The 13,791-nt window shown below is 61.5% G+C and carries 13 protein-coding genes (1 of these 13 cut by a window edge); 6 read left to right on the forward strand and 7 right to left on the reverse strand.

Features of this window, described 5'->3' with window-relative positions:
- Positions 1-5 precede the first annotated feature (5 nt).
- Together ANTHELSMS3_RS11805 and ANTHELSMS3_RS11810 are read right to left on the reverse strand one after the other, a co-directional pair.
- Complete coding sequence (locus ANTHELSMS3_RS11805; RefSeq protein ID WP_157733488.1) at positions 6-1,103, reverse strand: hypothetical protein; 1,098 nt, start codon at positions 1,101-1,103, stop codon at positions 6-8.
- Positions 1,082-2,032, reverse strand: a complete 951-nt coding sequence (locus ANTHELSMS3_RS11810; protein ID WP_094035036.1) for an MBL fold metallo-hydrolase — start codon at positions 2,030-2,032, stop codon at positions 1,082-1,084. Before ANTHELSMS3_RS11810 ends, ANTHELSMS3_RS11805 begins: the two co-directional genes overlap by 22 nt.
- Before the next feature lie 47 nt (positions 2,033-2,079).
- Between ANTHELSMS3_RS11810 and ANTHELSMS3_RS11815 the strand changes: the two genes are divergently transcribed.
- The gene (locus ANTHELSMS3_RS11815) at positions 2,080-2,652 is read left to right on the forward strand and encodes a DUF2585 family protein (RefSeq protein ID WP_368074418.1); all 573 of its coding nucleotides are present in this window, start codon (positions 2,080-2,082) and stop codon (positions 2,650-2,652) included.
- A gap of 5 nt (positions 2,653-2,657) precedes the next feature.
- On the opposite strand, the gene fahA is transcribed toward ANTHELSMS3_RS11815, so the two are convergent.
- Together fahA and hmgA are read right to left on the reverse strand one after the other, a co-directional pair.
- Positions 2,658-3,923: a fumarylacetoacetase gene (fahA, locus tag ANTHELSMS3_RS11820; RefSeq protein WP_094035037.1), complete on the reverse strand. Its 1,266-nt coding sequence runs from the start codon at positions 3,921-3,923 to the stop codon at positions 2,658-2,660.
- A 62-nt stretch (positions 3,924-3,985) separates the two neighbouring features.
- The gene (gene hmgA / locus ANTHELSMS3_RS11825) at positions 3,986-5,341 is read right to left on the reverse strand and encodes a homogentisate 1,2-dioxygenase (protein ID WP_094035038.1); all 1,356 of its coding nucleotides are present in this window, start codon (positions 5,339-5,341) and stop codon (positions 3,986-3,988) included.
- Between the two features lie 138 nt (positions 5,342-5,479).
- On the opposite strand from hmgA, the gene maiA reads away from it, so the two are divergent.
- Together maiA and ANTHELSMS3_RS11835 are read left to right on the forward strand one after the other, a co-directional pair.
- Positions 5,480-6,097 (forward strand): maleylacetoacetate isomerase, encoded by a 618-nt coding sequence (gene maiA / locus ANTHELSMS3_RS11830; protein ID WP_094035039.1) that lies wholly within the window; start codon positions 5,480-5,482, stop codon positions 6,095-6,097.
- A gap of 176 nt (positions 6,098-6,273) precedes the next feature.
- Positions 6,274-9,609, forward strand: coding sequence for a trypsin-like peptidase domain-containing protein (locus tag ANTHELSMS3_RS11835; protein ID WP_094035040.1), 3,336 nt, complete (start codon positions 6,274-6,276; stop codon positions 9,607-9,609).
- 25 nt (positions 9,610-9,634) lie between these two features.
- Here ANTHELSMS3_RS11835 and ANTHELSMS3_RS25530 read toward each other — a convergent pair whose 3' ends face one another.
- Positions 9,635-9,808: a hypothetical protein gene (locus tag ANTHELSMS3_RS25530; protein WP_157733489.1), complete on the reverse strand. Its 174-nt coding sequence runs from the start codon at positions 9,806-9,808 to the stop codon at positions 9,635-9,637.
- A 55-nt stretch (positions 9,809-9,863) separates the two neighbouring features.
- Entirely contained in the window at positions 9,864-10,049 is a 186-nt protein-coding gene (locus ANTHELSMS3_RS25800; RefSeq protein WP_094035041.1) for a hypothetical protein, read from the reverse strand.
- A gap of 350 nt (positions 10,050-10,399) precedes the next feature.
- On the opposite strand from ANTHELSMS3_RS25800, the gene ANTHELSMS3_RS11845 reads away from it, so the two are divergent.
- The 3 genes from ANTHELSMS3_RS11845 to ANTHELSMS3_RS11855 all read left to right on the forward strand — a co-directional run bounded on the left by ANTHELSMS3_RS11845 (position 10,400) and on the right by ANTHELSMS3_RS11855 (position 13,454).
- Complete coding sequence (locus tag ANTHELSMS3_RS11845; protein WP_094035042.1) at positions 10,400-11,611, forward strand: 3-hydroxybenzoate 6-monooxygenase; 1,212 nt, start codon at positions 10,400-10,402, stop codon at positions 11,609-11,611.
- Between the two features lie 179 nt (positions 11,612-11,790).
- Positions 11,791-12,891 carry a cupin domain-containing protein gene (locus ANTHELSMS3_RS11850; RefSeq protein ID WP_094035043.1) on the forward strand — a complete coding sequence of 367 codons (1,101 nt, stop codon included), beginning with the start codon at positions 11,791-11,793 and terminating at the stop codon, positions 12,889-12,891.
- Entirely contained in the window at positions 12,888-13,454 is a 567-nt protein-coding gene (locus ANTHELSMS3_RS11855; protein WP_094035044.1) for a maleylpyruvate isomerase N-terminal domain-containing protein, read from the forward strand. The genes ANTHELSMS3_RS11850 and ANTHELSMS3_RS11855 overlap by 4 nt, the downstream gene beginning before the upstream one ends.
- A 39-nt stretch (positions 13,455-13,493) precedes the next feature.
- Here the strand turns inward: ANTHELSMS3_RS11855 and ANTHELSMS3_RS11860 are convergent, their stop codons facing one another.
- Positions 13,494-13,791 carry the 3' portion of an AbrB family transcriptional regulator gene (locus tag ANTHELSMS3_RS11860; protein WP_254694725.1) on the reverse strand. 764 nt of this gene lie beyond the right edge of the window, so only the last 298 of its 1,062 coding nucleotides appear in the window; its start codon lies off the right edge, out of view; the stop codon is at positions 13,494-13,496.

The raw sequence follows: 13,791 nt of genomic DNA on the forward strand, positions 1-13,791 counted from the left end.
TCCTCTCAGAAGTCGCGCTGATTGCCGGGACGAATGTCGACCAGGGGCATCGGTCCGGGATACCGAATCCATTGCGGGTGATAGCTGTCGAGGCGGATGTCAGCGAAGTTCGTCAATTCGGACTGCACCACCCTGTCAAGATTTCCGCCACCAAAGGCCTGTTCTTGGTGTTTGCAAAACAGCGATCCGTCGAAGGGAAAGAACTCTGGCAGGCCGTTGCTCCGCGAAATTTGGAAACTGGCCGTAAACGCCTGGAAATCGCTCAATGTGTCGGTTTCTCTGGGAAGGTCGGCATACCAGCGCCAGGCATTCCAGCATGCGGTATTGGTCGCCGCAGAGGACATCGGCGGCACATCATAACCATATAGCTGAAGGCCATAGGCATTGAGATGATCAATCCGTTGGACGTAGTGGAAATCATCGCCTGTGTGGTTGAACATCCGTGTCAGAACGTCTTGGGACATCCGGAGTTTTCTGGCGTCCTGTGAAATCATGCCCATCGCCTGAATTGCGATGCCATACGCCCTCTGAACGTCGTCGCGCGTGAATTGGCCCTCTGGCAATACCAATCCAGGCGCATGAAAACCAAGTCGCGACGTCGGATGCACATAGCGGCTGGACTTCCAGCCTTGGCCAGACCTGGTGTCAAGGTTGCCACCCATGAAAGCTACTGCACAGGCTGACAGGTACTCAGCGCCCGGATCGACTCGGGTCGTCACTGCATTGTCGTAGATCACATGGGCCATTACGATGGCCTCGGCAAAGGAACCGCCCGGGCTTTCCAGACACAAGACAATCTGACTGTCGGTTTGGGGGGACGGGAAGTTGTCCACCTTGGCGATTTCGGTTTGGAGGAGCTCCAAAAGTTCGTTGGCATCGCCGGACTGGATTTGTCCACTCACCTTCAGGCTGCATCCCAAGGCAGGGTCCGTCTGGATTGGGCCAACTCTTTCAATGGTTGCCGCATGGGCCGTGCCTGCAGTCATCAGGCTGATCAGCGTCGCGCCGAAAATCTTGTACATACCGGCTCCTCCGTTCCGGTGGTGGGAAAGGTGCGCGGAATACGCGCACCTAAATGTGTTTATCCCTGCAAACTTGCCCACATGTCCTTGTCGCGCTGGGCGGTCCAGACGCGCGGCGTGTCGATGCCGCGGGCCTCGTCATAGGCGCGGGCGACGTTGAAGGGCAGGCAATGTTCGTAGATCGCATAGTCCGAGAATTTCGGGTCACATTCGGCGCGACAGGCGTCCCATGCCTCTTTCAGCGACCCGCCACGGGCGACAACCTTTGCCACCGGCTTGTAGGTCGAGTTCACGAAATCCGCTGTTGCCGCTATGGCCTTGGCAACCATTTCCTCGCCGACCAGCGCATCACCGCGTCCCGGTGCGATGCTCTTGGGTTCAAACATGGCGATATTGGCCAGCGTGTCTTCCCAGTCGCCGAAATGGCCGTCGCCGCAATAGCAGGCAGAGTGGTATTCGACGATATCGCCGGTGAACATGACCTCTTGATCGGGCACCCAGACCACCGCGTCACCCGCCGTATGGGCGCGACCCAGATGCATGATGTCGACGCGGCGGTTGCCAAGGTAGACGGTCATCGAGTCCGAAAACGTGGTGGTTGGCCACGTCAGGCCGGGGATTTCCTCATGGCCCTGAAACAGGCGCGGAAAGCGGTCGAATTCGCTGTCCCAGTCTTCTTGCCCGCGTTCGGCCACCATCGACCGGGCCACGTCGGACATGATGATTTCCCGCGCGCCATAGGCCGACGCGCCCAACACGCGGACCGCGTGGTAATGGGTCAACACAAGGTGGCTGATCGGCTTGTCGGTGACGCTGCGCACATGCTCCATCACCTTGCGGGCCAGACGCGGGGTGGCCTGCGCCTCGACGATCATCACGCTGTCGTCGCCGATGATAACGCCGGTGTTGGGGTCGCCTTCGGCGGTAAAGGCGTACAGACCCTCACCTACCTTGGTAAAGCTGGTCTTTTTCTCTTCCATGTCTCCGGCGGATGCAAAAGCCTTTGTCATGTGATCCCTTTCAAGTCTCTGGACGCAGTCGCGTCTTTGTGATTCCAATGCAGGTCATGACCTATGGCCTGAAACCCGCGCTTATCTTTCTGTTCATCACCGCCGCGATGGCGACGGTGCTGTTGTTCATGGGGCGTGATCTTATCTGCCCCTGTGGCTACGTTTCGTTCTGGACCGGTCCGGGTGCGCCGCCACGTGAAGGTAGCCAGCATCTGTTCGATCTCTACTCGCCCAGTCACCTGATCCACGGGTTGCTGTTTTTCGGCGTGCTCGCGCTGGTGGCCCGACGTCTCAGTATAAACATCCGTTTTGCCATCGCGCTGATCGTTGAGGCAGGGTGGGAGATCCTTGAAAACACCCCTTTGGTGATTGAACGCTATCGCGCGGTGACGGTCTCGCTCGACTACAACGGCGATAGCGTGATCAACTCTATCTTCGACGTGATCGCGATGGTTGTCGGTTTCTATCTCGCGCGCGTTTTGCCAGTTTGGGTCAGCGTAGCCATCGTGATCGGCCTTGAGGTTCTGACCGCGTTCCTGATCCGCGATGGTCTGGCCCTGAATATCCTGATGCTGTTCTGGCCGCTGGAATCGGTCCTTCAGTGGCAGCAGGGCGGATAATAGGGTCATTTCCGGCCCCCATACGGATCGTCTAGCGCGGGCAGCACCGTGCCGGTGCAGTCGCCAAAGCCGATTTTGTATCCATCGCCCTTGGCCGCCCCGCGCAGGGTCAGCGTATCGCCGTCCTCTAGAAAGCTGCGCCGCTCGCCGCTGTCTAGCGTGACCGGCTCTTTGCCGCCCCAGCTGAGTTCCAGTAATGCGCCGCGCGCATTCTTGTCCGGGCCAGAGATGGTGCCTGAGCCTAGCAAATCGCCGACCGACATCGGGCAGCCGCTGGTGGTGTGATGCGCCAGTTGCTGAGCGGAGGAATAGTACATCTCTTTGTAGTTCGTCTGCGCGATCACCGTCTCGGGCTTGCCCTCGGGCGCTAGGCCCACCTCTAGATCAATATCGTATAGCATCGGGCCGGGCTCTTTCAGATAATCCAGCAGCACGCGCTCACGGTCTGGTGTTGACACGCGGAATGGCTCCAACGCGGCTTTGGGCACGATCCACGGGCTGATCGAGGTCGCGGTCGCCTTGGCCTGAAACGGGCCAAGCGGCTGGTATTCCCACGCCTGAATGTCGCGCGCCGACCAGTCGTTCAGCAGCACATAGCCAAAGATCATCGCGTCGGCCTCACCCACTGTGACCGGCCCTTCGGAGGGGGTGCCGACGATGGCGCCCATTTCCAGTTCCAGATCAAAGCGCGCGCAGGGTGCAAAGCGGGGTAAGTCGTCATCCGGCCCCTTCAACTGGCCCCATGGACGGCGCACATCGCTTCCAGAGACGACAACCGACGACGCCCGCCCGTTGTATCCAATCGGTATCGACAGCCAGTTCGGCGGCAGCGCGTTTTCCGCGCCCCGAAACATGGTGCCGACATTGGTGGCGTGGTATTTGGAAGCGTAGAAGTCAGTGTATTCGGCTACCATGAAGGGCATCAGCATCTTTGCGTCCGTCCGCGGAACAAGAAAGGCTGTCATTGCCTCCGCATCCGTTGCACCTTCGGCCAGAATTTCGGTCACGGTCGTGCGAAAAGCAGCCCAAGCGGCGGCGCCCAGCGACATGAACTCTGTCCAGTCGCCGAAGGCAAAAACCGCGTCCTCATCATCCATCTGGACCAGCCCGTCAGCCTCCAGCGCGGTGACGTCCAGAATCATGTCGCCGATGGCCACACCGCAATGCGCCTCTCCGTCGTCGGCAAGAAAGCTGCCGTAGGGCAGGTTGTTCAGCGGGAAATCGGTATCGGCGGAGTTTGCACTCTCCACCCAAGATCTGAGAAGCGGCATTCAGGAGGCTCCGGTCGTCTGGTGTTTCTATGTGTGGACCGGGGGTGGCCCCCCTTCGTCCCTTACTTTTTGCCCGGCGTGCCGTCGAATTTCTTCTCAAGGCTGTCCCAGCAGTCGATATAGTCGTCCTGCAACGGGGCCTCTTGTCCGGCGAATTGCGTCAGGTGCTGCGGGAACCGGGTTTCGAACATGAAGGACATTGTGTTGTCCAGCTTGTCCGGGCCAAGGTTGGCGTTCGACGCCCCCTCAAAGGCATTCCGGTCCGGCCCGTGGGGTAGCATCATATTGTGCAGGCTCATCCCGCCGGGGACAAATCCCTGCGGTTTGGCATCGTACTGGCCGTAGATGTTGCCCATCAGTTCAGACATGATGTTCTTGTGATACCACGGCGGGCGGAAGGTGTTTTCCGCCACCATCCAGCGTTCGCGGAACAGAACGAAGTCGATGTTCGCGGTCCCCGGCACGCCCGACGGCGCGGTCAGCACGGTAAAGATCGACGGATCGGGATGGTCGAACAGGATCGCGCCGACCGGGCAGTAGGTGCGCAGATCGTATTTGAAGGGCGCATAGTTTCCGTGCCATGCGACCACATCCAGCGGGCTTTGTTCGATCTGCGTTTCATGGAACTGTCCGCACCACTTGATCGTCAGGGTCGAGGGCACTTCGCGGTCCTCATAGGCCGCGACGGGGGCCTTAAAATCGCGCGGGTTGGCCATGCAGTTCGCACCAATCGGGCCGCGACCCGGCAGTTCGAATTTCTGGCCGTAGTTCTCACAGACGAAACCGCGGCACGGCCCCTCCAGCACCTCGACCCGGTAGACCAGACCGCGCGGCAGGATGGCGATTTCCTTGGGTTCGACGTCGATGATGCCCAGCTCGGTGCAAAAGCGCAGACGGCCCTCCTGTGGAACCACCAGCAATTCGCTGTCGGCGGAAAAGAAATAGGCGTCCTGCATCGACTCGGTGATCAAGTAGATATGGCTGGCCATGCCCACTTGAGTATTCACGTCGCCTGCGGTGGTCATGGTGCGCATACCCGTCAGCCAAGTCAGGCCCGCATCGGAATGCGGCACCGGATCCCAGCGGTACTGGCCAAGGCTGATGACGTCGGGCTCTACATTGGGCGCGGATTTCCAGTAGGGCAGGTCGATCTTGGTGTAGCGCACGGAGTGTTTGACCGAGGGGCGGATGCGGTAGCACCATGTTCGTTCCGGCCGAACATCGGTAAAGGCGGTTCCGGACAGCTGTTCGCCGTAGAGCCCGTATTCGCACTTTTGCGGGCTGTTCATGCCCTGCGGAAGTGCACCGGGCAGGGCCTCTGTCTCAAAATCATTCGCCCAACCAGGCATGTATCCTTCATGGGTGCCGGTGGTGCTGGTTGCGCGGATCATGCCCTGCGGTAGGTCGTGACGGGTCATACTGTTCCTCCCAGATGTCGGTCTGAACCGGATTCGGACTCACAGGCAATATTCATTGCATTTGCAATGAAGTCAAGTTTATCGTTGCATCTGAAACGAGAAGGCGGCCCCGTTGTTTGCTTGTCAGGGAGTAAAAGCATGATCCGATTGTTCGACTACTGGCGTTCGACGGCCAGCTACCGGGTGCGTATCGCACTGGAACTCGCCGGGCTGGAGTGGGAAAGCGTGCCGGTAAACCTGATCGACGGCGCACAACGCGCGCCTGAGCATCTGGAGCGCAACCCCCAAGGGCTGGTGCCGGTGCTGGAGATTGACGGGCTGCGGTTGACGCAATCTTTGGCGATCATCGAGTATCTGGATGAAACGCGGTCGTTAGGGCTGCTTCCCGCCGATCCCGTCGGGCGGGCGCGGGTACGGGCGATGGCGCAGGCGATTGCGATCGATATCCATCCGGTCTGCAATCTGAGGGTGGCGAAACATGCCGTCACGCTCTCTGACGGTGTGATCACAGTGGAAGGTTGGATGCGGGCCATTATCTGGCCGGGACTGGAAGCGGTCGAAAAGATGGTGGGAGGAGGCGTTTTTTGCCTCGACGACAAGCTGAGCCTTGCCGATCTCTGTCTGGTTCCGCAGGTGTACAATGCGCGTCGCTGGGGCGTGGATCTTGCCGCGATGCCGAGGATTCGGCGGGTCGATGCAGCTCTGGCGAGCCTGCCAGCCTTTGTGGCGGCACACCCGGATCAGACGTCGCGATAGAGTTGTCCCTGTTGTGGGGGCATTGGCGGGTGTCCGCCTGACTATCGGGCCACATCCTGATTTCTTCGGGGCCGAGCCATTTGGCTGCACCGGACAGGACGGGTCGACCGAACAGGCGAATCCCTCTAGCGTTCTGACTGACGAAGTTGTTTGAGGGTATTGTGGAGGGTTCGGCAATGACACGGGTCCGGTTCCTGCACATCGCGCGGTTTGGTCTTTGTCTGCTGGGGGTTCTGACGCTCGGCGGGGCCGCATCGGCGCAGGGACTGCCAGTTTTTGAGGGAACTGAGTTTGACCGGCTGGTGATGGAGGCGCCGGCCCGTGTGGTCGCGCGAAACCGTGCCAGGATCAAGGACAGCATCGGCAAGCCGATCATCCGATATACCAAGGCTACTCCCGCACGCCAGGCGGCGCGGGGCGTGGGGCAAGTTCGACTGAAAGTGACGTCCGATGCCGGAGCGTTTGTCGTGGTCTGCACGGGATTCATGGTTGCGCCAACCTTGATCCTGACGGCGCACCGCTGCGGACCGGGGCTATTGGATGACCCTGCATTGGTCACCCGCAAGCCAACCGGGTTTGACCGCATAGACTTTATCACCGGGTATGATGCGCCCCGTGAAGAGGATCAGGGGACGCGCTTTCCCGTCGAGATCACACCGGTCGAGGCGGACGCTGCAACAGGTTATGTTTTTTTTCGCGTGAAGGAAGGCGTCGGAACGGCGCTGCCCCTGTCCAGAGACCCGCTGCCGTCATCCGGGACACCTTTGATGATCCTAACGCATCCGCTTGGGGAGTCGCTGTATGTGGTGCGTGACGGATGTGATCTGCGTGGATCGGGCGAGCCGGGGGGGAGGGTGTCACATGGGTGCATGACGTTGCCGGGCAGCGCCGGAGCGCCCGTGCTGGACATGCACGGCCGTGTGGTCGCCATGCACCTTGAGGAACGAGGGCAAGGCGGGCGCGGTGTGGCCTTGGCCCACCTCATTGCGCAGTCCACCTTGCTGCGGGCCGTGTCAGAGGGCGAAACCTGTGTCGGGGCATCGGCGGTGCGCTGCGGTTTGTCGCCACTTGCCGATGCGCCCAAGCCGGAGGCGGCATCACGCGATCCGCTGGCCGGGGCACCGGCCACCTTCTCGGACCCTGGGCCACAGCAGCGCGACACAGACGGTGCCGAGGCAAAAGGCGATCCGGCAGCTGCTTTTCCTGTTGGCATCTCAGACGCCGGACCCGCGATCTATGGGATAACCTTGCCCTATTTGCCGCCCGGCACCGGCGTAGAATTGGTGTCCGGGCCTGTAGGCGATCTGATCAAGCCCGAAACACTGCTGACCGCCGGGACCGCCGAGTATGCCGCAACTGTTGCACCGCTTGGAGACCGCCACGCGGCCTTGTCACTCTGGCGGACGGCAGGGGGAACGCTGGCGGCGCGGCGCTACATTGACCCCGGCGTAGAGGTCATCGCGCTCAGCCCGGATGGTCAGCACCTCGCCCTTGTCCGGAAGAATGGTCCAGATAATGCCCGGTTGGTCGAGGTTTTCACGCTGCCCGCATTGAGGCCGTTGAGCTCCATCTCGTTGGACACCAAGGGTCCGGTCCGCGCTTTGGCGTTTTCATCCGATTCAACATGGCTGGCGGTTGCGCAAGCTGGCCAAGCGTCGGGCGTTTCGGTTTTGCAGGTCGATACGGGCGCGCAAAAGTGGCGTAGGTCCACCGACGAACCCGTCAGCGCGCTAAGGTACAGCCCCGACGGGGGGACACTGGCCTTTGCGATGTCCGGGTCGGTTGCGATGCATGTCGCGGAGACTGGCGTGTTTCTGCGGGAAATGGACTTCGCTGATGAAGAGCTTGTCGAGATCTCGGGACTGGCGTTCACCCGCGACGGCGGCGGGTTGATCGCCGGAGCAAAGAATACATCCGGTTTGCGCTGGCATGTAGACACGGGCGCGCTGGCCGAACGGATCGGCCCTGCGCTGGGCGGGCAGTTGCTGGGGTTGACTGCGGCGGGCGATGCCGCAGTGTTCGTGGCGAAGTCCGGCACCGCCATTCAGGTTTTCGACCTCGAAGGGGGAAACCTGCTGCGGAACATGGATAAGTACAGGTTTGCAGATGTGGCGCTGACACCCGATGGCACCCGCCTGATCGGCCATGTCGGAGGGGCGGCACCGGGACTGATCCTTGTCGATCCGGACAGTGAGGCGACCCGCGCCACTCTGCAACGAGCCGGCGATTTCGTATCTGGGCTGGCCTTCAGCCCGGACAGCACACGGCTGGCGGTGGCCGGGTCCGGTTGGCCCGCCGATAGCGCCGAACAGCAGTTGCAGATCTGGTCGTGGCAGGATGGCCAGGTGACATTTGCCAGCGATGGTTACGGCGCAAATGGGTCGGTCGCGATGGCGTGGCGGTCAGACGGGGCGGCACTGGCCACGCAAGGAGCGGGTGTTGCACTACGCCTGCATGACTTCACCACAGATGAGCGCGCGCCAGCACTGGGCGAAGCCTCGGATGCGGTCACGCTGGCCTTTGGTGAGAAAGGCGCATCACTGATCCGAGTCGGACAGGACGGTCCAGTGGATTTGCTGAACGCACATACCGGCGCGTTGCTCCGCTCGTGGCCCGGTGCATTTGCCGCCTTGTCGCCCAGCGGCACGGAATTGGCGGTTGGACGCAATGGGCCAATGCCTGAAATCATCCTTGCGGACCCCGCCACGGGCGCGGAGCGAGTGGAGCTGGAGATGCCATTTGCCCGCATTGGATCACTGGCCTATCGCGGCGAGGTCGCAGAAATCGTCGGCCTTGTGCAGGCAACTGACGACCCTGAAACTTGGAGCCTGGCGTTATGGAGCAGTGAAGACGGCCAGTTGCTGCGCCGGTTCGGACAGTTGGACCGCACGCCGCGCGCCATGGTCGTCAGCCCGGACGGACGCTTTGTTGCCGTGGCTGAAGAGGGGCGCGGGCACATCCTACTGTGGGACATCGCGGTGGATCGCTTTTTGTGGCGGCTGGAAACGGGCGGCGCCGAGGTGAGGGCGCTGGCATTCGCGCCGGACGGGTTGCGAATTGCGGCGGGGCTTGCGCCTGCTGGCGTGGTGCTGTGGGACATGATCGACGGGCAGGTCAAGGCGCGGCTGGCGCCGTTTGCACAAGGGACACTGGCGCAGGTGGGCGCGACGCTATTCCTGTCAGATCCAGCCTTGCTTGACCGGGTGGCGATCCGCCTGCCGGATGGGGTGTTGATGCCCGCGCTGCAGGTGATGCGTGAAGGCTTGCCGGATTTCGTGCCAGCCGGTTTGTCGCTGCCTGACCAAGTTGCCGACTTGCTGGACCGATTGCGTGCAGGTGACGCGGATGCTCGGCTCTTGCTGGTCGAGGGGCGTGGGCTGGCCTTTGATCTGGAATTTCGCCGCGAGGTGCAGCGCCAGCTCAAGTCAGCTGAGTTCTATTCCGGCGCTATTGATGGCGACATCGGTCGCGGCAGTCGTCGCGCGCTGGAATTGTTCGCAGCGGTTGAATGACCGGACTGCGATCCGCCCGGATCGTTTACTGCATTGCGTCCGACAGCCGGTCATTGCCGCTGGTAGAGGCGGGCAGGTCGCTGATGGCCACATTGCGCGAGTCCGAGACAGTCTGAGACAACCGCTTATCCCGCTGCCAATCAGCGAAAGCGCCGGTATCGTGTAGCAAACTCATGACTTCTGCATATAGGTCGTCCATGTTCGCCCCCGAGGATCGTCCAGGGAATGGCTATCCCGCTGCCGTAAAGGCCGGGTTAAGAACGATGCTGAAATGCGGCTACTGGCTGTTCGCAGAATCCCGGCGACAACATGGGCGCAGTGGCCACATGGTGCATTTCCTCTGCAAGGGCGCGCAGGGATTTCGCTGTCTCATGAAAGCCTTGCGCCTCGCAGCGTGACGCAGAAAGGACGGCGCGTTCGATCAGATCATCAGGGTACATGTTGCTTCCTTACCGCTCGATTTTTTTCATCAAAATGACACTTTCTTCTTAACGGCGTATTAATTTGGCAGCGCCTTGGAGAATTATTGCCGCTGCAGACTCGTTCCTGAACCGCCGAAGCCCGCGTAGGTCGCGGCGTCGAAGCCCTTCATTGGGGAACACCTGCTCTGTTGCGGATTTTGATATGTGTACGCACCTTTTTCTTGACGTAAAATGACACGTCGGAAATGATATGCCTACATACGAAAATTTCCAGGGCCGTCATGCGCGCAAAACGGGCATGCGGCCTCTGAGGGGCTGGGGTCGGAAAATGGACGCGAGTCGAGCGACAGATAGAAGGGACATGAGCCATGACGGATCTGCCTATCATCATCGCGGGCGGTGGCATCGGCGGGCTGGCAGCGGCCTGCGGGCTGGCACGCAAGGGGCAACGCTGTGTTGTGGTCGAACAGGCCCAGCGGTTGGGCGAAATCGGCGCGGGTATCCAAATCGGGCCAAATGCCTTTCACTGCTTTGACTATTTGGGCATTGGCGATCAGGCGCGGGCCTGTGCAGTCTACATTGATCAGTTGCGCCTGATGGATGCCCAGACTGCCGAAGACATCACCTCGATTCCTCTGGATGGCCCGTTCCGTGCATACTACGGCAACCCCTATGCCGTGGTGCATCGTGCGGATTTGCATGGCGTCCTGATGAAATACTGTGAGGAGAGCCCGCTGATCGACCTGCGGACCGATCACCGGGCTCTGGGTTACGCGCAGGACGGCAACAGTGCCAGTTTGCTGTTGGACGGACGTGCCCCGATCCGGGGTCGTCTGTTGATCGGGGCCGACGGTCTGCGTTCGGCCATCCGCGCGCAGATGGTGGGCGATGGAGAACCGCGCGTCTCTGGGCACACCACCTATCGTAGTGTCATCCCGACCGAGCAAATGCCCGAAGATCTGCGCTGGAACGCTGCGACGCTGTGGGCGGGCCCCAAGTGCCATATCGTGCATTACCCGCTGAAGGGCGGAAAAGTCTATAATCTGGTCGTGACCTATCATCGTGATGTTCAGGAAGCGATTGCAGGACGTCCCGTGCCACGCGAAGAGGTGGCGCAGGGGGTTGAGCACATCCATCCCAAGGCGCGGCAGGTCATTGAGCACGGCGACAACTGGAAGCTATGGGTTCTGTGCGACCGTGAGCCGATCTCGAACTGGGTGGACGGACGTGTGGCCTTGCTGGGCGATGCGGCGCACCCGATGCTACAATACTTCGCTCAGGGTGCCTGCATGGCGATGGAGGATGCGGTGGCGCTGTCGCATTGTGTCGCGCAGTTTGGCGCGTCGGCTGAGGGCACGCTGCAAAGATATCAGGACATGCGCCGCGTGCGCACCGCTCGGGTTCAGATGAACTCGCGGCTGATTGGCGAGTACATTTATCACCCCGATGACGCCAAGGCGGCGGTGCGCAACAGCATCATGCGCGGAATGAGCCCGGACGACTGGTATAGACAATTGAATTGGCTCTACGGGACGAACGGACTGGAAAGCGGCGAGTCCGCTGGCACCGCCGATCCATGATCCGTATTGTGAATCAACCACCCGCGCTGAGTCTTGGGGCCCACTGGCGCGCCAGCGTCGCTTTGGTGGGCGGTAAGATGCGCAACTGCTCGGTACTTTGCGGCGTTGGATGATGTGTAGCTTTTTCCTGTGCCGCGCCGCCCGCGCAGCCGGATGCAGCCCGACGAGGGAGGAGACCCATGACCCAGGATCTTGATCACTACAACGTCGCCCACGGCATGTCGCCCGAGGATACACCCGAACTGCGCGCGCTGTATCAGGGGTTCAAGGAAAACCACCTGAACCCGCTCTGGACCCAGACTGGCGACCTGATGCCCATGCATCCGAAACCTCAGGCAGTGCCGCATGTCTGGAGATGGGCGGATCTGCTGCCTCTGGCAGAGAAATCGGGGGAGTTGGTGCCGGTGGGCCGGGGCGGCGAGCGGCGTGCCATCGGGCTGGCCAATCCTGGGTTGGGGGGCAAAGCCTATGTTTCGCCCACACTCTGGGCGGCGATCCAGTATCTTGGTCCACGAGAGACCGCGCCGGAACATCGCCATGCGCAGAACGCCTTTCGGTTTGTTGTTGAGGGAGAGGGGGTTTGGACCGTGGTTGACGGTGACCCGGTGCGCATGTCGCGGGGCGATCTGCTGCTGACACCCGGTTGGCGGTTCCATGGCCATCATAATGACCGCGACGCGCCGATGGCCTGGATCGACGGGTTGGACATTCCGTTTAGTCAGCAGATGGATGTCGGATTTTTCGAGTTTGGATCGGATCGGGTGACGGACTATGCCACGCCCAATTATTCGCGCGGCGAACGGCTGTGGTGCCATCCCGGTTTACGACCGCTGTCGCAGTTGCAGGACACCGTGGCCTCACCCATCGGGGCCTATCGGTGGGAACACACGGACCGTGCGTTGACGGAACAGTTGTTACTGGAGGACGAAGGCCAGCCCGCGACTGTCGAGCAAGGGCACGCCGCGATCCGCTATGTGAACCCGACGACGGGCGGCGACGTGATGCCGACAATCCGGTGTGAATTTCACCGACTGCGCGCGGGCGCGCAGACACCGGTTCGGCGCGAGGTCGGATCGACTGTCTTTCAGGTATTCGAGGGACAGGGGGCGGTGGTGATGGGGGACGTGCGCCACCCTCTGGAAAAAGGCGACATTTTCGTGATCCCGTCCTGGGTGCCATGGTCGCTGGAGGCAGAGACGCTGTTTGATCTGTTCCGCTTTTCCGATGCGCCGATCATGGAGCGGTTGAACTTTATGCGCACGATGGTCGACGGCGGATGAACCCGACGGACGACGCGCCGCGGGTAGCGCTTAGAGCGCGGCAAGGGGCAGGCGCTCGATATGATGCGCCATCCGCGCCTGCCGGAGATCTGCTACTTGCGCGCCGCGGCACCGCCTATTTCGCGCGCAAGCTGGGGGAATTGACGGATGCCGGTCTGGCAGAGCCATCGTTGCGCGCGGGCGACAGCAAGGCCCGGGTGGTCGCAACAGTTGGCTATCACGCACGGTCCTTAGCGGAGAGACTGGCCAGACTGCGGGTCGGGGCCGACCAACCGCCCGCGCTGTCAGAGGATGCGCGGCAGGCGGTAATTGCACAGGGGGCGACGCTGCCGGCGCGGGCCTTGCGCAGCCTTGTGCACCACGCGGCCTTCCACCTAGACGTGGAATGGCGCGATTTAACCGACGCGGATTGGGAGATGCGCGTGCCTCTGGTAGGAGGTGAGACGGTTTTGGCATGCGCGACGCCGCCTCTGCGGGCGCGTGCCGTGTGGCAAGCCGCGCTTGATCTGGGGAACGGCGGTCGGCTCGCCGATGTTCCGGCAAAAATACGCGCCGCGCCTTGACGCTTGCGCCCCGCAGCAGGGGGGGCGCGACCTGCCTTGCTATTCCCGAGGTCGGGACCGGCGGATGATCCCGGCCACAACGGGCGCGCCGACGATCACAAGCACGATGCGCGTCAGGTGGTGTGTGATGACGTACCCAAGGTCGGCACCGGTGACGATGGCAAGCACTGTCATTTCGGCCTGACCGCCCGGCGCGAAGGCCAGAAAGGCGTTGATCGGGCGGCCAAGACCAATCGCAGTCACCAGACCAGCAAACCCGGCCGCCAGAACAGCCAGCACTATGACATAGGCAACACCTGCCGCGACCACACGGGTCAATTCACCCCAAGTGACGCCG

Origin of the sequence: Antarctobacter heliothermus (assembly GCF_002237555.1) — a bacterium.
Taxonomy (GTDB): Bacteria; Pseudomonadota; Alphaproteobacteria; order Rhodobacterales; family Rhodobacteraceae; genus Antarctobacter; species Antarctobacter heliothermus_B.

Bases quoted from the DNA above. Each gene is read 5' to 3' on its own strand.
- ANTHELSMS3_RS11835 (WP_094035040.1), top strand. From the start codon at position 6,274: ATGACACGGGTCCGGTTCCTGCACATCGCGCGGTTTGGTCTTTGTCTG.
- ANTHELSMS3_RS25530 (WP_157733489.1), bottom strand. From the start codon at position 9,808: ATGGACGACCTATATGCAGAAGTCATGAGTTTGCTACACGATACCGGC.
- ANTHELSMS3_RS11845 (WP_094035042.1), top strand. From the start codon at position 10,400: ATGACGGATCTGCCTATCATCATCGCGGGCGGTGGCATCGGCGGGCTG.
- ANTHELSMS3_RS11815 (WP_368074418.1), top strand. From the start codon at position 2,080: ATGCAGGTCATGACCTATGGCCTGAAACCCGCGCTTATCTTTCTGTTC.
- ANTHELSMS3_RS25800 (WP_094035041.1), bottom strand. From the start codon at position 10,049: ATGTACCCTGATGATCTGATCGAACGCGCCGTCCTTTCTGCGTCACGC.
- fahA (WP_094035037.1), bottom strand. From the start codon at position 3,923: ATGCCGCTTCTCAGATCTTGGGTGGAGAGTGCAAACTCCGCCGATACC.
- ANTHELSMS3_RS11850 (WP_094035043.1), top strand. From the start codon at position 11,791: ATGACCCAGGATCTTGATCACTACAACGTCGCCCACGGCATGTCGCCC.
- hmgA (WP_094035038.1), bottom strand. From the start codon at position 5,341: ATGACCCGTCACGACCTACCGCAGGGCATGATCCGCGCAACCAGCACC.
- ANTHELSMS3_RS11855 (WP_094035044.1), top strand. From the start codon at position 12,888: ATGAACCCGACGGACGACGCGCCGCGGGTAGCGCTTAGAGCGCGGCAA.
- ANTHELSMS3_RS11810 (WP_094035036.1), bottom strand. From the start codon at position 2,032: ATGACAAAGGCTTTTGCATCCGCCGGAGACATGGAAGAGAAAAAGACC.
- maiA (WP_094035039.1), top strand. From the start codon at position 5,480: ATGATCCGATTGTTCGACTACTGGCGTTCGACGGCCAGCTACCGGGTG.